The sequence below is a fragment of the Streptomyces sp. NPDC048192 genome, assembly GCF_043202415.1.
GTDB lineage: Bacteria > Actinomycetota > Actinomycetes > Streptomycetales > Streptomycetaceae > Streptomyces.
Genome location: NZ_JBIDAL010000010.1, coordinates 181905 through 200609, shown reverse-complemented (window position 1 = coordinate 200609; position 18705 = coordinate 181905). Strand labels below are relative to the sequence as shown.

The window sequence follows — 18705 nt, the reverse complement described above, 5'->3', positions numbered from 1 at the left end:
GCCGTGCGCGTTCAGCAGGTACTGCACGGTCCTGACGCGTTCACCGGTGGCGCCCTGCCGTACGGTGGGCCAGCCGGCGCTCGGCGGGGGCGTGTAACCGCTGCGGGCGAAGGACTGGAGCTGGGCGGCGGTGCCGTTGAAGGTGTCCTGGTCGCCGGGGAAGATCCCGGAGTCGGCGTACTGCCAGATGGTCTGCGCCGACCAGCCGGCCGGCAGCGTGCCGGGGCTGCTCGCGTAGCGGGCGATCCAGAGCGGGTTGGTCGCGCCGAAGCCGCTGTAGTCGCCGGTGCAGGTGGTCCACCAGTCGGTGGTGGTGTAGATCGTGGGGTAGCGCCCGGTGCGGGCGTGCACCTCGTTGCTGAAGTCCCGGATCCAGGACACCATCGCGCTCTGGCTCAGGCCGTAGCAGGTGGCCCCGTAGGGGTTGTACTCGATGTCCAGCGCGGGCGGCAGGGTCTTTCCGTCGGCGCTCCAGCCGCCGCCGTGGCCGGTGAACCAGTCGGCCTGCGCCGTACCGCTGGAGTTGCCGGGCAGGGCGAAGTGGTAGGCGCCGCGGACCAGGCCCGCGTTGTAGGCGCCGTTGTACTGCTGGGAGAAGTCGGGGCTGGTGTAGGTGGTGCCCTCGGTGGCCTTGACGTAGGCGAAGGCGGCGCCGTCGGCCTTCACGGACGCCCAGTCGACGGTGCCCTGGTGGCCGCTGACGTCGAGTCCGGCCGGGCCGGTGCCGGTGACGGCGGCCGGGGCGAGGGCGCGCGGTGCGGCGCCGAGACGTTGCAGTCCGGCTCCGGCGTAGTCGTCCTCGGGGTGCGTCATGCGCACCGGGGTGCCTCGGTCCCCGCCGTGCGCCGCGGGGTCCGCGGGCCGGGCCGAGGCGGTGGCGGGCAGGAAGAGCAGGGTCAGCAAGGCGGTCAGCAGGACGGCCGCGCCGGCCGGCGCCGCTGACCGCGGGAGTCTGGTGGACGGCATGACTGATCAACTCCTCGGAAGGGAAGGGTTGACGCGCGTAAACCGTAGGAGTGGATTGTCATGGGTAGATTGTCATGGCCGCAACAGTCCGGACATGAACAGTCGACTGCGGCAACGAGTCGCCCCAGCGGATTCAGCGGGCGGACTCGGCGGCCTCGCGCCCTCCCCCTCGTCCCGCCGCACACACCAAGGCCCCCGTCGGGGTTCCGGGCGGAACCCCGACGGGGGCCGGCGAGGCGGTGGGCCGGTGGGACTAGCAGCCGACCAGGCGTCCGGCGAGGTAGCCCTCGATCTGGTCGAGGGACACCCGCTCCTGCTTCATCGAGTCGCGCTCGCGCACCGTGACCGCGTTGTCCTCGAGCGTGTCGAAGTCGACGGTCACGCAGTACGGCGTGCCGATCTCGTCCTGGCGCCGGTAGCGGCGGCCGATCGCGCCCGCGTCGTCGAACTCGATGTTCCAGTGCTGCCGCAGCGCCTGGGCGAGGCCCTTGGCCTTCGGGGACAGCTCGGGGTTGCGGGACAGCGGGAGGACGGCCACCTTCACCGGGGCGAGCCGGTGGTCGAGGCGCAGCACCGTGCGCTTCTCCATCTTGCCCTTGGCGTTCGGCGCCTCGTCCTCGACGTACGCGTCGAGCAGGAAGGCCAGCATGGTCCGGCCGACACCCGCCGCGGGCTCGATGACGTACGGCGTCCAGCGCTCGCCGGCCTCCTGGTCGAAGTACGACAGGTCCTGGCCGGAGGCCTTGGAGTGGGCGCCGAGGTCGTAGTCGGTGCGGTTGGCGACACCCTCCAGCTCGCCCCACTCCGAGCCGCCGAACTGGAAGCGGTACTCGATGTCGGCGGTGCGCTTGGAGTAGTGGGAGAGCTTCTCCTTCGGGTGCTCGTACCAGCGCATGTTCTCAGTCCGGAGACCCAGGCCGGTGTACCAGTTCCAGCGCTGCTCCATCCAGTACTCGTGCCACTTCTCGTCCTCGCCCGGCTTGACGAAGAACTCCATCTCCATCTGCTCGAACTCGCGGGTGCGGAAGATGAAGTTGCCCGGCGTGATCTCGTTGCGGAACGACTTGCCCATCTGGGCGATGCCGAACGGCGGCTTGCGGCGCGAGGTGGTCTGCACCTGGGCGAAGTTGGTGAAGATGCCCTGGGCGGTCTCCGGACGCAGGTAGGCGACGGAGCCGGAGTCCTGGGTCGGGCCGAGGTGCGTCGACAGCAGGCCGGAGAACTGCTTGGGCTCGGTGAACTGGCCCTTGTTGCCGCAGTTCGGGCAGTTGATGTCGGCCAGGCCGTTCGCCGGGGCGTGGCCCTTCTTCTCCTCGTAGGCCTCTTCGAGGTGGTCGGCGCGGAACCGCTTGTGACACGCGGTGCACTCGGTCAGCGGGTCCGTGAAGGTGGCGACGTGACCGGAGGCGACCCACACCTCGGAGGCCAGGATGACGGACGAGTCGATACCGACGACGTCCTCGCGCGACGTCACCATGTAGCGCCACCACTGGCGCTTGATGTTCTCCTTGAGCTCGACACCCAGCGGTCCGTAGTCCCAGGCGGCGCGCTGTCCGCCGTAGATCTCACTGCACGGGAAAACGAAGCCACGGCGCTTGCTCAGGCTGACGATGGTGTCGATCTTGTCGGCGGCCACGGTGCTCTCTTCATTACGACGACGGGCGTTGAAGCGAGATGCTTCCAGCGAATGATTCAGGTTACCGGCGCAGGCTCCCCCCGGACCAAATCGGCCCCCCTCCACGAGGGGCCTCCCCCAGGCTCTCACCGGCTCTCACCGGCCTCTCACCGACCGTTATTGACAACGGTTTCCATGTCAGTTGAAAATGACTGTCATGAACGTACGACGCCGCCTCATACCCGCCGCCGCGATCACCGCCGTGACCGCCCTCGGCCTCGGCACCCTCACCGCATGCTCCGGCGCCGGCGCGGAGGCCGCGAACACCGGCAAGTTCGACGTCGTCGCGTCGTTCTACCCGATGGCCTTCCTCGCCGAACGCATCGGCGGGGACCACGTCCACGTCACCAGTCTGACCTCCCCCGGCCAGGAACCGCACGACCTGGAGATCAGCCCCCGGCAGATCGCCCTGCTCCAGGACTCCGACGCGGTGCTGTACCTGAGGAACCTCCAGCCCTCCGTCGACGACGCGGTGGCCCAGTCCCCGGTCAAGACCAAGATCGACGCGGGCTCGCTCACCACGCTGGAGGAGCACGGCACCGAGGTCGGCGGCCACGCCGCGGCGCACGACACCCACAAGAGCGAGGAGTCCGCGGGCAAGGACCCGCACATCTGGCTCGACCCGGTGCGCTATGCCCAGGTCGCCGAGGGCGTCGGCAAGGCCTTCGAGAAGGCCGACCCGAAGCACGCCGCCGACTACGAGAAGAACACCGCGGCCCTCGTCAAGCGGCTGAACGACCTGGACCGGCAGTTCAGGACCGGCCTCGCCCACACCAAGACCAAGGTCTTCATCACCACCCACGCCGCCTTCGGCTACCTCGCCGAGCGCTACGGCCTGACCGAGGAGGCCGTCGGCGGTCTCGACCCCGAGTCCGAGCCCAGCGCCGCCCGCGTGAAGGACCTGGAGACGATGGCCAGGGCCGACGGCGTCTCCACCGTGTTCTACGAGACGCTCGTCAGCGACAAGACCGCGAAGACCATCGCCCACGACGCCGGCCTGAGGACCGACGTGCTCGACCCGATCGAGGGCATCACCGCCAAGTCCCGCGGCAAGGACTACTTCTCCGTCCAGGAGGCCAACCTCAAGGCCCTCCGGCAGGCGCTCGGCGCGAAGTGAAGGGACACGAGATGACCGGCGAACCCGTCATATCCCTGCGGGGCGTCACCGCCGAACTCGGCGCCCGGCCCGTGCTGCGCGGCATAGACCTCACGGTCCACCGCGGCGAGGTCGTCGCGCTGCTCGGCGCCAACGGCTCCGGCAAGTCCACGGCGATCCGCACGATCATCGGCCAGGTCCCGGCGAGCGGCGGCACCATCGAGCTGTTCGGCACCCCGCGCCACGCCTTCCGGGACTGGTCGCGCGTGGGCTACGTACCGCAGCGGACGACGGCCGCGGGCGGCGTCCCGGCGACGGTGACGGAGATCGTCTCCTCGGGCCGCCTGTCCCGCACCCGTTTCGGCGTCTTCCGCAGGGCCGACCGGGAGGCCGTGCAGCGGGCCCTGGAGCTGGTCGGGATGGCCGACCGCGCCAAGGACTCGGTGAACGCCCTCTCCGGCGGCCAGCACCAGCGCGTCCTGATCGCCCGCGCCCTCGTCGCCGAGCCCGAGCTGCTGATCATGGACGAGCCGATGGCGGGCGTCGACCTGGCCAGCCAGGAGGTCCTCGCGCGCACGCTGAGGCAGCAGGTCGACTCCGGTACGACGGTCCTGCTCGTGCTGCACGAACTGGGCCCCCTGGAGCCCCTGATCGATCGGGCGGTCGTCCTGCGCGACGGCTGCGTGCTGCACGACGGCCCACCGCCGAAGGCCGTGGGCCAGCACGCCCTGCCCGGCCACGACCACGTACACCCGCACGCGCCGGCGGGTGCCGAATCCCCGCGGACAGGACTGCTGAGCTGATGGACTTCCTGAACTACGCCTTCATGCAGCGGGCGCTGCTCGCCGCCGTCCTGGTCGGCATCACGGCGCCCGCGGTCGGCATCTACCTGGTCCAGCGCCGCCAGGCCCTGATGGGCGACGGCATCGGGCACGTCGCGATGACCGGCGTCGGCCTCGGCTTCCTGCTCTCCACCTCCCCGGTGTGGATGGCGACGGCCGTCTCGGTCCTCGGCGCGGTCCTGATGGAACTGATCCGCTGGTACGGAAAGACCCGCGGCGACATCGCGCTCGCCATGCTCTTCTACGGCGGCATGGCCGGCGGCGTGATGTTCATCAACCTCGCGCCGACGGGCTCCAACGCGAACCTGACGACGTACCTGTTCGGCTCGCTGTCCACCGTGTCGCAGTCCGACGTGACGGCGATCTGCCTGCTCGCCGCGTTCGTGGTGCTGGTCGCGCTCGGCCTGCGCCGCCAGCTGTTCGCGGTCAGCCAGGACGAGGAGTTCGCGCGGGTCACGGGCCTGCCGGTGCGCGCCCTGAACCTGCTGACGGCGGTCACGGCGGCGGTCACGGTCACGGTCGCCATGCGCGTGGTCGGCCTGCTGCTGGTGTCCGCGCTCATGGTCGTACCGGTGGCGGCGGCGCAGCAGCTCACCCGCAGCTTCACGGCGACCTTCGTGATCGCGGTCGCGATCGGCGTGGCCGTGACCGTCAGCGGCACGATCACCTCCTACTACCAGGACGTCCCGCCCGGCGCGACGATCGTCCTGCTGACCATCGCCGCGTTCGTCGCGCTGACGGCCCTGGCCGCGCCCTTGGCCCGGCGCCGCGCCCGTGCGGCCGCCGCGGCGCGGCCCGCGGCGGACCCGGCCGAGTGCACGATTCCGGCCACGAGACAGGCCGGGGACAAGATCGGCGTCTGACCGCCGACAGCCCGGGCTGGCACAATGGCCGCCCGGGCAGAAGCGAGACGTGAGGAGGCACCCGGTGACGACCGCTGGACCGCCCGTGAAGGGCCGCGCGACCCGTCAGCGTGCAGCCGTGGCGGCGGCCCTGGACGAGGTCGAGGAGTTCCGCAGCGCGCAGGAACTGCACGACATGCTCAAGCACAAGGGCGACTCGGTCGGCCTCACCACGGTCTACCGCACCCTCCAGTCCCTCGCCGAGGCCGGCGAGGTCGACGTCCTGCGCACCTCCGACGGCGAGTCCGTCTACCGCCGCTGCTCCACCGGCGAGCACCACCACCACCTCGTCTGCCGGGCCTGCGGCAAGGCCGTCGAGGTCGAGGGGCCGGCCGTGGAGAAGTGGGCCGAGGCGATCGCGGCGGAACACGGGTACGTCAACGTGGCCCACACGGTGGAGATCTTCGGCACCTGCGCCGACTGTGCCCAGAGCTGACCACCGGCCGGGGCGGCGCCGCCGGCGGTGCGGGCCGTCCGGGGCCCGCGGCTCCGGTCAGACGCGGGTGATGTGGCGGTCCAGGATCTCCCGCAGGCGGTCCGCGTCCGACGGCTCCGCCAGCCCCCGCTTCGGCAGCAGCGTGAGGCACCGCGCCTGGGGATCACCGCTGAAGAGGACGAACATCTCCGGTGTCTCCCGGTAGCACGGCCGCGCCCCCCACTCCTGCACGACGGTGATGTGGTCCCCGCGGACCGTCACCCCTGCGTCCGACACCGTCGTACGGCACGCCCCGCTCACCTCCGCGGTCCGCGCCAGGCTCCGCCCCAGGAACCGGGGCATCAGCAGGAGGCCCAGCGCCAGGTAGCCGGTGACGAGGACCGAGATCACGTCCACGCCGTCGGCGGCGAGGAACCCGGTCCACAGCAGGGCGGCGAGTGCGACCCCCAGCGTGTTCCGGTCCCACCAGGTCATCCTGCGGCGCACCCAGAGTGCCTTGGTGAAGTCACGCGCGGTCGGCCGGTACGCCAGCTCCACGGCCTCATGAGCGGTCTCCCGCCCCATGTCCATGACCATGAGGCGGGATCGTACAGCCGTTCCCCCGAAGGTGATCAGGCGGTGCGGCCGAAGCAGCGCTCCAGCTCGTCCAGGTCGTAGAACGCGCTGCCCTTGGCGACGGGACGGCAACCCGCCCTGAACGGCGTCTCGCGCTCGTTGTAGAGCATGCGCACCAGGTAGCGGCCGTCCTTCTCGTACACGTCCCACTGGATGTTCGCGCCCAGCGGGGCGACCGAGGCGCCGCGCCAGGGGTTGTCGGCGTAGGTGTACGGCTGCGCCGGCGTCGCCGGTTCCGTGCTGCCCGGCAGGCCCATCAGCGCGGCCAGCGGGATGATCTCCTCGGCGTGGGTGAAGCGCAGCTCGGCGCCGAGGTCGCCGGTGCCGGCGCGCTTGGCCTCGACCTGGCGGAAGAAGTCGTCCAGCAGGACGCCGGCCATCTTGTAGGTGATGTCGCTGCCGGCGAAGCCGGGGCCCTTCTCGTAGAAGTCCTCCGCGTCCGAGAGGTATCCGAACCAGGCCGCGTCCGAGCGGGAGACGAAGCGGCCCATGTCCCAGCCCCTGCCGTCCGGGTCGGGGCTCTCCTGGATCATGGCGGGCGCGATGGCGTACAGGTTGTAGACGGCCTGCGCGGCGCCGACCTGGTCGGTGATCCCGTCGACGAAAGGCGCCGTGAACAGCCGCCGCAGGACACTGCGCGCGGCCTCGTGCGTCCGGGGCTGGTCGGTGACCGCCGCCAGGGTGTCCTTCAGGCGCTGGTCGTTGGCGAGGTAGTCCCGGTACGCGGCGCCGCCCGCCGCCTTGTGGAAGTACAGCAGGTCCCTGTCGGTGCGGGTCGGCCCGATCAGCGGCTTCAGCGCCGGGGCGGCGGCGGCCAGCGCGGCCGTGTACTCCCCGGCGCTGTCCACGGCCCGCCCCTGCCCGGAGCTGACCACGTCGATCTTCTCGCCGCGGTCGGCGATGTCCCGGAACAGGGTGGGCAGCCGCTGCTCGGTGCGCGTCGCGGTGTCCCGCATCTCCTGCCGGCCGCGACCGCTGAGATCGCCGTACCCGGTCTTCTCCATGGCGGCCGTCAGCGCCCGCACGACCGGCCCGAACTTCTCGCCCCCGGCGGTGAGCCGGCCCTCCTCCCGGGCCTTGTCCCACAGCGGGAGGATCAGGCCGGCGTCCCCGCCGTCGGTCGCCGCGCGGGAGCCGTGCCGGGAGACGTTCTCGGTGAAGACGGGGACGTAACCGGCCGGGGGCCGCTGGTAGCCGCGCGGGTTCTGCCCGGGCTCGTACGGCGCCTTGGTGCCGTAGCTCTCGCGGTGCGCGGGACCGCCGTCCGGGGCGGCGTGCGCGGGCAGCGCGGTGAGCAGCAGGGCGCCGAGGGCGAGGACAGGGGTGAGACGTCTCATGAGTCCCGCATCCTCGGCGCCCCGGATGAACCGGCCCGCGCCGCCCGGATGAACCGCCGATGGCTACGAGGTGGAGTCGCCCTTCATCGCGGCCTCCATGGCGAGCAGTTGCTCGTTGGGCACGGCACCGCCGAACCGCCGGTCGCGGGAGGCGAATTCGACGCAGGCCCGCCACAGGTCACGGCGGTCGAAGTCGGGCCAGAGCACGTCCTGGAAGACCATCTCGGCGTACGCGCTCTGCCACAGCAGGTAGTTGGAGGTGCGCTGCTCCCCGCTGGGACGCAGGAAGAGGTCCACGTCCGGCATGTCCGGGTAGTACAGGTACTTCTGGATGGTCTTCTCGGTGACCTTCGACGGGTCCAGCCGCCCCGCCGCGACGTCCTCGGCCAGCGCCTTCGCCGCGTCGGCGATCTCGGCCCGGCCGCCGTAGTTCATGCAGAAGTACAGCGTGAGCAGGTCGTTGCCCTTGGTCTGCTCCTGGGCGATCTGCAACTCCTTGGCGACGGACTTCCACAGCCTGGGCATCCGGCCCACCCAGCGCACCCGGACCCCCAGCTCGTCGAGCTGGTCGCGGGTCCTGCGGATGAAGTCGCGGTTGAAGTTCATCAGGAAGCGGACCTCGTCGGGCGACCGCTTCCAGTTCTCGGTGGAGAAGGCGTACAGGGAGATGTTGCGGACGCCGACCTCGATGGAGCCCTGGAGCACGTCGAGCACCCGCTCGGCGCCGACCTTGTGCCCCTCGGTGCGGGGCAGCCCGCGCTCCTTCGCCCAGCGGCCGTTGCCGTCCATGACGATCGCCACATGGTTCGGGACCAGCTCTCCCGGGAGCTTCGGCGCGCGCGCACCCGAGGGGTGCGGCTCCGGCGCCTTGTACTCGCGCCGCTGGCGCCCCAGGATCCCGCGTACGGCCATGTGCTCCTCGTCTCCCTCTTGCTTCGTACCGGAGCGGACTACTTCTCGACGTATCTGAGCGAACGCAGCCCGCGCTCCAGATGCCAGTGCAGGTAGGCGGACACCAGCCCGCTGCCCTCGCGGACGTACCGCGCCTCGCAGGCATCCGCCGTCTCCCAGTCTCCCGTAAGCAGCGCGCCGAGCAGCACCAGGGTCTGCGGCGACGGTACGACACTGCCGGGCACCCGGCAGTCGGCGCAGACGGAACCGCCGGAGGCCACCGAGAAGAACCGGTTCGGTCCGGGCATGCCGCACTTGGCGCAGTCGCCGAAGCTCGGGGCGTAGCCGTTCACGGCGAGGGAGCGGAGCAGGAAGGCGTCGAGCACGAGATGGGGCGCGTGTTCGCCCCGGGCGAGGGTCCGCAGGGCGCCCACGAGCAGCAGATACTGCTGCACGGCCGGCTCGCCCTCGTGGTCGGTGAACCGCTCGGCGGTCTCCAGCATGGCCGTCCCGGCGGTGTAGCGCGCATAGTCGGTGACGATCCCGCCGCCGTACGGCGCGATGGTCTCACTCTGCGTGCACAGCGGCAGCCCCCGCCCGACCAGCTCGCTCCCCCGCGCGAAGAACTGCACGTCGACGTGCGAGAACGGCTCCAGCCGGGCCCCGAACTTCGACTTCGTCCGCCGCACACCCCGGGCCACCGCCCGCACCCGCCCGTGCCCCCGCGTGAGCAACGTGATGATCCGGTCGGCCTCACCCAGCTTCTGGGTGCGCAGCACGATGCCGTCATCCCGGAACAGACTCACAACCGCCCCCCGCTATCCACCGGCCGGGGGCCCGGGGGTCGCCCCCCGGAACGGCACAGCATGATCCGGTCCGCCTCACCCAGCTTCTGGGTGCGCAGCACGATGCCGTCGTCGCGGAACAGACTCATGGAGCCCATTGTCGCCCATCCGCTCGCGGGGACGGGCGGTCCTCGCTACACGAAGCGCCCATCCGCTCGGCAGGGGCGGGCGGTCCTCAGGACGCGAACGCGTCCAGCAGGGTGGTGATCCTCAGGTGGTGTTCCACGAGGTGGACGCCGGTGATGGTGACCGAGATCACGTCGGTCGAGGCGGCAGGGGCGAGGCGGGCCCGGAGGGTCGCCGTGGAGCCGGTGACGGGGTGGGTCCAGGGGGCGGCGCCGGTCAGGTTGCGCTCGGTCCGCTCCCAGTCGGCGGCCTCGAACTCCGCGCCGGTGCAGGAGGCGAGGAGCGCGAGGAAGCGGCGCAGGGCAGGGCGCCGTACGGTACCGGTGATCTCGTCCGGCTCGGTCTCCGGGTACGTCTGCTCGGCCGGCGGGCCGGTCCGGCGCAGGCCGGCGCTGACCGCGTGCCGGTCGCGGATGGTGACGTACAGCCAGGCCCAGCCGTCGAGCCGGCTCACGGCACGGTCGGGGTCGTACGCGGCGACCGGGAGTTGCGGGATCCGCTTGCGGCCGGTCTCGTCGGGGCGGTACGGCGCCTCGAACGCCTCCTGCCACCGGGCGAGTTCTGGTGCGTACCGCTCCTTTGCCTCCCGTGCGTCCACGCCGAGGTAACGGGCGATGTCCGCCCAGGAAGCGCCGCGTTCCCGCTCGTACACGACGGCCCTCGTGAGCAGCTCCTCGGCCGGCCCGACCAGCGTGCGCGCCTCGCTGACCCGGCCGCCCGGCCCGGCGTAGGCGTCGTGGCGCGTCGGCACCAGTTCGCGGGCGGTGTCGGCGAGTCCGTGCGCCGCGCTGCTGAGAACCAGGCGGGCGAGCGCCTCCCGGGTGTAGGTGCCGCGCGCCTCGTCGTAGGGAGTGGTGTCGTTCACGCGGGTCAAGGTCGCATCCGGGCCCGGTCGCGCGCTCGCCGGTTTCCGGCGGGCGGACGGGAGCCGGAGCCGTCAGTGGTGCCGACCACTGGCAGCTCACCCATCCGTGTACGCCGTCTTGACCACCCCCACGCCCCCTCCTATGGTCGCGCTACCGGCCGGACGTAGGACGTAGGACGTCGTATCTCCCACCCCCGCCTCACCCTCCCGCCCCCCGACTCGTTGGAGGACCCGTGCGCGACGACGTGACACCCGAGCCCGGCGCACCGGCACCGCGCCGCCGGCAGTTCCTCACCTGCACCGGTGCGCTCGGTGCGGCCGCCCTGCTGCCGCCGGCGCTGACCGCGTGCTCGGCCGGGCCGCAGTCGACGAACGACACCGGAGGCGGGGGCGGCGGCAAAAACCGGACGCTGACCGCCGTGATCGGCTACGGCAACGACGGCAGCTGGGATCCGACGCAGACGGCGTCGGCGTTCTGCATGGCCGCCAACAACCACATCTACGAGGGGCTGCTGGACACCGACCCGATCACCCGGGCGCCGTATCCGGCGCTCGGCACCGAGGTGCCGAAGGACCCGGACGCCACCACCTGGCGGTTCACGCTGCGCTCCGGCGCCACCTTCCACGACGGCAAGCCCGTCACCGCCGACGACGTCGTGTTCGTCTTCGACCGGATCCTCGACCCGAAGACCCAGACCCTCGCCAAGGGCTTCTTCGCAAGCTGGCTGGACGGTGTCAGGAAGGTCGACGCGCGCACCGTCGAGCTGGTGCTCAAGTTCCCCTTCCCGGACGGGCTTTCGCGGCTCACGCTGGCCAAGGTCATGCCGAAGCACGTGTTCTCCGAGCCCGGCGCCTGGGACGACGCCGTCAAGGGGCTGGCGGTCGGCTCGGGACCGTACCGGCAGACCGCGCACCACCCGAAGTCCAACACCGCCTTCGAGGCGTACGCCGGCTACAACGGCCCGCGCCCGCCCGCCTTCAAGCGCATGAACTGGCTGACCATCGTCGACGCCGCGCCGCGCGTCGCGAAGATCTCCGGGTCGGACGCGGGGGCGCAGATCGCCGACAACATCCCGTACGCCAACATCGCGCGGCTGGAGCAGAGCGGGCTGAAGGTCGCCGGCGGCGCCGGGATGAACAACCTGTTCCTGATGTTCAACACCCGGCACAAGCCCTTCGACGACGTGCGGGTGCGGCAGGCCCTGCACTACGCCATCGACACCGAGAAGATGGTGCAGGTCGCCCTCAAGGGGCACGGCAAGCCCGCGTCCTCCTTCCTCAACGAGGGCAACCCCGCCTACCGGCGCGCCAGGACCGTCTACGACTACGACCCGGACAAGGCCAAGGCCCTCCTCAAGGCGGCCGGGGTGAGCGATCTCAGGGTCGAGATCCTCGCGGTCAACGTCAGCTGGATCGTCGACTGCCTGCCGACCATCAAGGCCTCCTGGGACGCCGTCGGCGTGCACACGACGCTGGCGCCGCAGGAGACCACGGCCGTGTTCACCAAGATGGACCAGAAGCAGGACTACCAGGTCGTCGCCGCCGCCTCCAACCCCAACCAGTTCGGGCTCGACGCCGACCTGATCATGCACTACAACTACGGGCCGCAGAACCTGTGGATGCAGTACACCCGGTGGGCCGGCGACCCCGTCGCCAGACAGCTCTTCAAGGACATGGACCGGGCGACCCGGGAGCCTGACCCGCAGAAGAAGAAGGCGATGATCCAGGACTACATCGACGTCGTCGCCGAGCAGGCCGTGCTGTACCCGGTGGTGCACAACGAGCTGATGACCGCCTGGGACCCCCGCAAGCTCACCGGGATAAGGGCCCAGCCGTACCCGGGCGTCAACCTGCTCCAGGCGAAGTGGGTCTGACGGCATGACGGCCGCCGCACGGATCCTGGTCCGGCGCATCGCCCTGCTCGTGCCGCTGATGCTCGGGATCGTGCTGTTCGTGTTCCTGGTGATGCGGTTCTCGGACGTCGACCCCGCGTCCGCGTTCTTCCAGGGCGCCAATCCGACCCCGCAGCAGCTGCACGACTTCCGGGAGCGCAACGGCCTGCTCGATCCGCTCCCGGTGCGGTACGTCCACTTCGTCGGCGCCCTCCTCCACGGCGACCTCGGCACCAGCGCCCTGACCCGCGCGCCCGTGGCCGACCAGGTCACCACCGCGCTGCCGCTCACCCTCCAGCTGACCTTCCTCGGCCTGGTCCTCGCGGTGGTGCTGGCGCTGCTGGGCGGGGTGACGGCCGCCGTGTACCGGGACCGGATCCCGGACCAGGTGATCCGCGTCGTCTCGCTGGTCGGCGTCGCCGCCCCCGGCTTCTGGCTGGCGCTGCTGATGATCCAGTACCTGGCGGTGGACCGGGGCTGGTTCCCGACCGGCGGCTACATCAACCCGGCCGACTCGCTCACCGGCTGGCTGAAGACCATGGCCCTGCCCGCCTTCGCGCTTTCCCTGCCGGTGGCCGCGCAGCTGACGCGGATCGTGCGGACCTCGGTGGTGGAGGAACTGGACAAGGACTACGTCCGGACGGCGATCGGCAGCGGGCTGCCGCCCCGGGTCGTCGTCGGCCGGAACGTGCTGCGCAACGCCCTGGTCAATCCGCTGACCGTGCTCGGGCTGCGGGTCGGCTATCTGCTCGGCGGCGCCGTCGTCATCGAGACGATCTTCTCACTGCCCGGCATGGGCAAGCTGATGATCGACGCCGTGCAGAACGGGGACCCGGCGGTGGTGCAGGGCGTGGTCCTGACCACGGCCACCGGGTTCGTCGTCGTCAATCTCGTCATCGACATCCTGTATCTGCTGGTCAACCCACGTCTGAGGACGGGCTGATGGTCACACGCGCGCGTCTTGCCGAGCGGCTCTCCCGGCCCGGCGGCGTCCGGCTGCGGGCCTGGCGCCGGCTGCCGCCGCTGTCGAAGGCCGCCGTCTGCTTCCTGGCCGTCGTCCTCCTGGCCGCCGTACTGGCCCCGCTGCTCGCCCCGGACGACCCGCTGGACCAGCAGGAGCCGGCCGGCGGCTCCGGGCATCCGTCCGCCGCGCACTGGCTGGGGCAGGACAGCCTCGGCCGGGACATCCTGAGCCGGCTGATGTACGGCGCCCGGTGGTCGCTGGCGATCGGGCTGGGCGCGACCGCGCTGGCCCTGGTCGCCGGCGCCGTGCTCGGCGCGCTCGCGGCCACCTCCCGCAAGGCGGTCGACGAGACGCTGATGCGCTGCCTGGACGTGGTGATGGCGTTCCCGGGCATCGCGCTCGCGGCCGTGCTGGTCGCGGTGTTCGGCGGCGGGATCGGGGTGCTGATCTGCGCCATCGCCTTCCTGTTCACGCCGCCCGTCGCCCGGGTCGTACGGGCGAACGTCCTCGACCAGTACGGCGAGGACTACGTCACCGCCGAGCGGGTGATCGGCGCCCGCACCCCGCACATCGTGCTGCGGCACGTGGCCGTCAACTGCGCCGCCCCGGTGCTGGTGTTCTGCACCGTGCAGGTCGCCGAGGCGATCGTGTTCGAGGCGTCGCTGTCCTTCATCGGCGCCGGGGTCCGGCCGCCGGACCCGTCCTGGGGCAGTGTCATCGCCGACGGCAAGAACATGGTGCTGACCGGCGGCTGGTGGGCGACCGTCTTCCCCGGGCTGCTGATCCTGCTGACCGTGCTGTCGCTGAACATCCTCTCCGAGGGCCTGTCGGACGCCTGGGCGGCGCCGGCCGCCCGTGAGGTGGAGGCGCGCCCGGAGGGGGCAGGCGCGACGGACCGGCTGCAGGCCCCCGAGCCCGGGAGCGGGGAGGTGCTGCGGCTGCCCGGCCTGACCGAGGCCGCCCGGCGGCTGCGCGCCCGCGCCCGGCCCCGCCCCGACGCCTCCGCGCAGCCGGTGCTCGCGGTGGAGAACCTCACCATCGGCTTCCCGGACCGGCACCGGGGCGTGGACGTCGTCGCCGGGGTCGGCTTCGAGGTGTACCCGGGTGAAGTGCTCGGCCTGGTGGGCGAATCGGGGTGCGGCAAGTCGCTGACCGCGCTCACCGTCATGGGGCTCCAGCCGAGGGGTGCGCGGGTCGGCGGCCAGGTGCGGTTCCGGCAGCGGGAGCTGCTCGCCGAGCCGATGCGGGTGCGGCGGCGGCTGCTCGGGCACGAGATGGCGATGGTCTACCAGGACGCCCTGTCCTCGCTGAACCCGGCGATGACGATCCGCGCCCAGCTGAAGCAGCTCGTGCGGCGGGGCGGCCGGCGCGGTCCGGCCGAGCTGCTGGAGCTGGTCGGCCTGGACCCGGAGCGCACGCTGCGCAGCTATCCGCACGAGCTGTCCGGCGGGCAGCGGCAGCGTGTGCTGATCGCCATGGCGCTGTCCCGCGAACCCCGGCTGATCGTCGCCGACGAGCCGACGACCGCCCTGGACGCCACCGTGCAGGCGCAGGTGATGGAGCTGCTGCTGCGGCTGCGCGAGGAGCTGGGGTTCGCGCTGATCCTGGTCTCGCACGATCTGGCGCTGGTCGCCGACGTCACCGACCGGGTGGTGGTGATGTACGGCGGGCAGATCGTGGAGAGCGGGGTGACCGCCGAGCTGGTGGCGGCGCCGGCCCACCACTACACGCGGGGGCTGCTCGGCAGCGTGCTGTCGCTGGAGTCGGCCGAGGAGCGGATGACGCAGATCAAGGGGGTCGTCCCCGCCCCGGCCGACTTCCCGGCGGGCTGCCGCTTCGCCGACCGCTGCCCGCTGGCGACCGAGGTGTGCCACGACCGGGCGCCCGTCCTCACCGGTACGGCCGCCCACACGGCCGCCTGCCACCATCCGGCCGTATCCGTGGAGGGGGCCCTGCAGTGAACGCCGTCGTCGAGGTCCGGGACGTCCATGTCGTGCACAAGGCCCGCAGCGGCGGACTGTTCCGCCGCGACCGGGTGTACGCCCTGACCGGCGCCGGCCTCACCGTGGCCGCCGGGGAGACGGTGGGCGTGGTCGGCGAGTCGGGGTGCGGGAAGTCCACGCTGGCGCGGGTGCTGGTCGGCGTGCAGCGGCCGACGTCCGGGACGGTGGCGTTCCGCGGGCGGGACCTGTGGACGATGCCGCCCGCCGAGCGCCGGGCCATGGTCGGCGCGGGCGTCGGCATGGTCTTCCAGGACCCGTCGACGGCGCTGAACCGGCGGCTGACGGTACGGCGGATCCTGCGCGACCCGCTGGACGTGCACCAGCGCGGCACCCGGCCCGAACGGGAGGACCGGGTACGGGAGTTGATGGCGCTCGTCGGTCTGCCCCGGGCCCTCGCGGAGGCGCTGCCCGGTCAGCTCTCCGGCGGCCAGCGGCAGCGCGTCGCCATCGCCCGCGCGCTCGCCCTGGACCCGGCGCTGGTCGTCGCCGACGAGCCGACCAGCGCGCTCGACGTGTCGGTGCGCGCGCAGATCCTCAATCTCCTGCTGGACCTGAAGGAGCGCCTCGGGCTCGCCCTGGTCTTCGTCTCGCACGACATCCAGACGGTACGGCGGATGAGCGACCGGGTGATCACCATGTACCTGGGCCGGATCGTGGAGGAGGCCCCGGCGGACCGGGTCACCGGCGCCGCCCGGCACCCGTACACCCGCGCCCTGTTCTCCGCCACGCCCGGCCTGCTGGACCCGATCGACCCGATCCCGCTGACCGGTCCGGTGCCGTCGGCGACCCGGCCGCCGAGCGGCTGCCCGTTCCGCACCCGCTGCTGGAAGGCGGACGGGCTGTGCACCGAGGCGATGCCGGACTTCTCGGCCGCGTCACGGCCCGGACACCGCTACCGGTGCCACCATCCTGTGCAGGAGGAGGAATCGACCCGCGACCTAGCAGACCTAGCCCGCCAGGAGCCCTGACATGCCCTTCCCCGCCCCGCTGACCGGTGTCGTCCCGCCCGTCTGCACGCCCCTGACGCCGGACCGCGAGGTGGACGTGCCCTCGCTGCTCAGGCTGGTCGGCCATCTGGTGGAGGGCGGGGTGCACGGGCTGTTCCTGCTCGGGTCGACGTCCGAGGCCGCGTTCCTCACGGACCGGCAGCGCCGGCAGGTGGTGGAGGCCGTGGTGGCGCACATGGGCGGTCAGCTGCCGGTCCTCGCCGGCGCCATCGACATGACGACGCCGCGGGTGCTGGAGCACGTCGCGGCGGTGACGGCGGCCGGAGCGGAGGCGGTGGTCGTCACGGCCCCGTTCTACGCCCGCACCCACCGCTCCGAGATCATCCACCACTACCGCCGGATCGCCGCCGCGTCCGACGTACCGGTCATCGCGTACGACATCCCCGTCGCCGTGCACACCAAGCTCCCCGCCGAGGCGGTGCTGGGCCTGGCCGCCGACCGGGTGCTGGCCGGGATCAAGGACTCCAGCGGCGACCTGGCCGCGTTCCGGGAGATCGTCACCGGCGCCCGCGCGCACCCCGGGTTCAGCGCGCTCACCGGCTCCGAGCTGGTCGTGGACTCGGCGCTGATGCTGGGCGCCGACGGGGCGGTGCCGGGCCTGGCCAACGTCGACCCGCACGGGTACGTGCGGCTGTACCGGATGTGCCGCGCCGGCGACTTCGAGGGCGCACGGGCCGAGCAGGAGCGGCTGTGCGCGCTGTTCGGGATGGTCACGGCCGGGGACCCGGCCCGGATGGGCGGCAGCTCGTCGGCGCTGGGCGCGTTCAAGGCGGCGCTGCATCTGCGGGGGGTCATCGACTGCCCGGCCACGGCGGAGCCGCAGGTGCCGCTGTCGGGAGACGAGGTGGAGCGGGTCGGGAAGTTCCTCGCGGCGGCGGGGCTGCTCTAGGCCCTGTCGACCTGGCGCTCCGGCACGGCCAGTTCACGGAACTCCAGGGTGTCGTAGGCGTGCTCGGCGCCCGTCTCGTACAGGACGCCGACCTTGCCGTGTCCGAGCTGGACCAGGTCGGAGTAGGCGGCCGGACGGTTCGAGAGGGTGAGCAGTCGGGTGAAGGTGCGGCCGGCGTCCGTGCTCGACCAGATCGCCAGGGCACGGCGGGCGGTCGGCGTGGAGGGGGCGGAGAAGAGCAGCGGGGCCCGGCGCCCGCGGAGCTGGAGGAGGCTGCCCTGGACGACCGGGACGGCGTTCAGGCTGGGCTGGACGGCGTAGGGGCGGTCGAGGGTGGCGCCGCCGTCGGAGGAGTAGGTGTCGAGACGGTTGCCCGGCGCGCTGCCGTACTGGTCGCGGGCGTTGAAGTAGACGCGGCCGTCGGGGAGTTGGGCGGCGGTCGTCTCGTTGGGGCGGATCGCGCCGCCGTGCGGCCCGGTCACGAAGCCGAGGTGCCAGGTGCGGCCGCCGTCGTCGCTGTAGAGGGCGTGGCCGCCGTCGGACGGGGAGCCGGGGCCGGTGGAGTGGTCGGCGGGGACCAGCAGCCGGCCGGCGTGGCTGCCCCGGGTGAGGGCGACGGCGTGGCCGGGGCCGGTGGCATACCAGGTCCAGCCGGGCCGCTTCACCGACGCCGTGATGTCCACCGGCGGGGTGAAGTGCCGGCCGTCGTCCCGGCTGCGCTGCACGAACACCCGGCGCTCCCCCGCACCGCGCCGGATCTGCTCCTCCGTCAGCCTGCCGCTGTTGGCGCAGGTCACCAGGACGACGGCGCCGGTGCGCGGGTCCACGACCGGCGCCGGGTTGCCGCGGGTGTCGCCGTGCCCGGCGGCCACCACGGTCAGCGGACCCCAGGTGCAGCCGCCGTCGGTGGAGCGGCGCAGCACGACGTCGATGGCGCCGGTGTCCGCCGGGCCGCCGCGCCGCCCCTCGGCGAAGGCCAGGAGGGTGCCGTGCCGGGTGCGCACCAGGGCGGGGATGCGGTAGACGGCGTAGCCGCCGCGGCCGGAGACGTACGGCAGCGACCCGGCGCAGCCGGTGCGCGGCTCGGCGAAGGCCGCCGCGGGCGGGCGGACGGTGAGCGAGGCGAGGAGCACGAGCGCGGTGAGCAGGAGGCGGCTTCTCGGTGTCACCCGCCCATGTTCCCCGGCGCCGGCGCCCCGGACGGGTAACCGACGGCCGCGTCGGCGCGTGCGCCGCGGGCGAGACCGACGGCCTCCCGGCCGGTGCGCGGCTCGGCGAAGGCCGCCGCGGGCGGGCGGACGGTGAGCGAGGCGAGGAGCACGAGCGCGGTGAGCAGGAGGCGGCTTCTCGGTGT

18 protein-coding genes are annotated in these 18705 nt (G+C 72.3%); 9 read left to right on the top strand and 9 right to left on the bottom strand.

Features of this window, described 5'->3' with window-relative positions:
- Together ACGFZN_RS23155 and ACGFZN_RS23150 are read right to left on the bottom strand one after the other, a co-directional pair.
- Positions 1-966: lysozyme (locus tag ACGFZN_RS23155; RefSeq protein WP_393860356.1), on the bottom strand; the 966-nt coding region annotated here is incomplete at its 3' end.
- Positions 967-1219: 253 nt separating this feature from the next.
- Positions 1220-2602 (bottom strand): glycine--tRNA ligase, encoded by a 1383-nt coding sequence (locus tag ACGFZN_RS23150; RefSeq protein WP_393860355.1) that lies wholly within the window; start codon positions 2600-2602, stop codon positions 1220-1222.
- 196 nt (positions 2603-2798) lie between these two features.
- Here ACGFZN_RS23150 and ACGFZN_RS23145 point away from each other — a divergent pair, with 196 nt between their 5' ends.
- The 4 genes from ACGFZN_RS23145 to ACGFZN_RS23130 all read left to right on the top strand — a co-directional run bounded on the left by ACGFZN_RS23145 (position 2799) and on the right by ACGFZN_RS23130 (position 5917).
- Positions 2799-3758: a metal ABC transporter substrate-binding protein gene (locus tag ACGFZN_RS23145; protein ID WP_393860354.1), complete on the top strand. Its 960-nt coding sequence runs from the start codon at positions 2799-2801 to the stop codon at positions 3756-3758.
- Between the two features lie 11 nt (positions 3759-3769).
- The gene (locus tag ACGFZN_RS23140; RefSeq protein WP_393860353.1) at positions 3770-4540 is read left to right on the top strand and encodes a metal ABC transporter ATP-binding protein; all 771 of its coding nucleotides are present in this window, start codon (positions 3770-3772) and stop codon (positions 4538-4540) included.
- On the top strand, positions 4540-5442 hold the full coding sequence (locus ACGFZN_RS23135) for a metal ABC transporter permease (RefSeq protein ID WP_393860352.1): 903 nt from the start codon (positions 4540-4542) through the stop codon (positions 5440-5442). The genes ACGFZN_RS23140 and ACGFZN_RS23135 overlap by 1 nt, the downstream gene beginning before the upstream one ends.
- A gap of 64 nt (positions 5443-5506) precedes the next feature.
- A complete protein-coding gene (locus tag ACGFZN_RS23130) occupies positions 5507-5917 on the top strand; it encodes a transcriptional repressor (protein ID WP_361979185.1) in 411 nt (136 codons plus the stop codon).
- A gap of 57 nt (positions 5918-5974) precedes the next feature.
- Here the strand turns inward: ACGFZN_RS23130 and ACGFZN_RS23125 are convergent, their stop codons facing one another.
- From ACGFZN_RS23125 to ACGFZN_RS23105, 5 genes are all read right to left on the bottom strand, one after another.
- A complete protein-coding gene (locus tag ACGFZN_RS23125) occupies positions 5975-6493 on the bottom strand; it encodes a YcxB family protein (protein WP_393860351.1) in 519 nt (172 codons plus the stop codon).
- 35 nt (positions 6494-6528) lie between these two features.
- Positions 6529-7869 (bottom strand): histidine-type phosphatase, encoded by a 1341-nt coding sequence (locus tag ACGFZN_RS23120; RefSeq protein WP_393860350.1) that lies wholly within the window; start codon positions 7867-7869, stop codon positions 6529-6531.
- Between the two features lie 63 nt (positions 7870-7932).
- Positions 7933-8781 (bottom strand): isoprenyl transferase, encoded by an 849-nt coding sequence (locus ACGFZN_RS23115; RefSeq protein WP_393860349.1) that lies wholly within the window; start codon positions 8779-8781, stop codon positions 7933-7935.
- 38 nt (positions 8782-8819) lie between these two features.
- A complete protein-coding gene (gene recO / locus ACGFZN_RS23110; protein ID WP_132783564.1) occupies positions 8820-9566 on the bottom strand; it encodes a DNA repair protein RecO in 747 nt (248 codons plus the stop codon).
- 214 nt (positions 9567-9780) lie between these two features.
- On the bottom strand, positions 9781-10596 hold the full coding sequence (locus ACGFZN_RS23105; protein ID WP_393860348.1) for a hypothetical protein: 816 nt from the start codon (positions 10594-10596) through the stop codon (positions 9781-9783).
- Positions 10597-10829: 233 nt separating this feature from the next.
- On the opposite strand from ACGFZN_RS23105, the gene ACGFZN_RS23100 reads away from it, so the two are divergent.
- Genes ACGFZN_RS23100 through ACGFZN_RS23080 form a run of 5 tightly spaced genes read left to right on the top strand, consistent with a single transcriptional unit; the run spans position 10830 to position 17351 of the window.
- Positions 10830-12470 (top strand): ABC transporter substrate-binding protein, encoded by a 1641-nt coding sequence (locus ACGFZN_RS23100; RefSeq protein WP_393860347.1) that lies wholly within the window; start codon positions 10830-10832, stop codon positions 12468-12470.
- A gap of 4 nt (positions 12471-12474) precedes the next feature.
- On the top strand, positions 12475-13431 hold the full coding sequence (locus ACGFZN_RS23095) for an ABC transporter permease (protein ID WP_393860346.1): 957 nt from the start codon (positions 12475-12477) through the stop codon (positions 13429-13431).
- On the top strand, positions 13431-15413 hold the full coding sequence (locus tag ACGFZN_RS23090; protein WP_393860345.1) for a dipeptide/oligopeptide/nickel ABC transporter permease/ATP-binding protein: 1983 nt from the start codon (positions 13431-13433) through the stop codon (positions 15411-15413). Before ACGFZN_RS23095 ends, ACGFZN_RS23090 begins: the two co-directional genes overlap by 1 nt.
- The gene (locus ACGFZN_RS23085) at positions 15410-16423 is read left to right on the top strand and encodes an oligopeptide/dipeptide ABC transporter ATP-binding protein (protein ID WP_393860344.1); all 1014 of its coding nucleotides are present in this window, start codon (positions 15410-15412) and stop codon (positions 16421-16423) included. Before ACGFZN_RS23090 ends, ACGFZN_RS23085 begins: the two co-directional genes overlap by 4 nt.
- 1 nt (position 16424) lies before the next feature.
- Entirely contained in the window at positions 16425-17351 is a 927-nt protein-coding gene (locus ACGFZN_RS23080; RefSeq protein WP_393860343.1) for a dihydrodipicolinate synthase family protein, read from the top strand.
- Here ACGFZN_RS23080 and ACGFZN_RS23075 read toward each other — a convergent pair.
- Positions 17348-18520 (bottom strand): exo-alpha-sialidase, encoded by a 1173-nt coding sequence (locus ACGFZN_RS23075; protein WP_393860342.1) that lies wholly within the window; start codon positions 18518-18520, stop codon positions 17348-17350. The two genes, ACGFZN_RS23080 and ACGFZN_RS23075, sit on opposite strands and share 4 nt — an antisense overlap.
- A partial coding sequence (locus tag ACGFZN_RS23070) for a hypothetical protein (RefSeq protein ID WP_393860341.1) occupies positions 18517-18705 on the bottom strand: 189 nt, incomplete at its 5' end. The genes ACGFZN_RS23075 and ACGFZN_RS23070, both read right to left, overlap by 4 nt.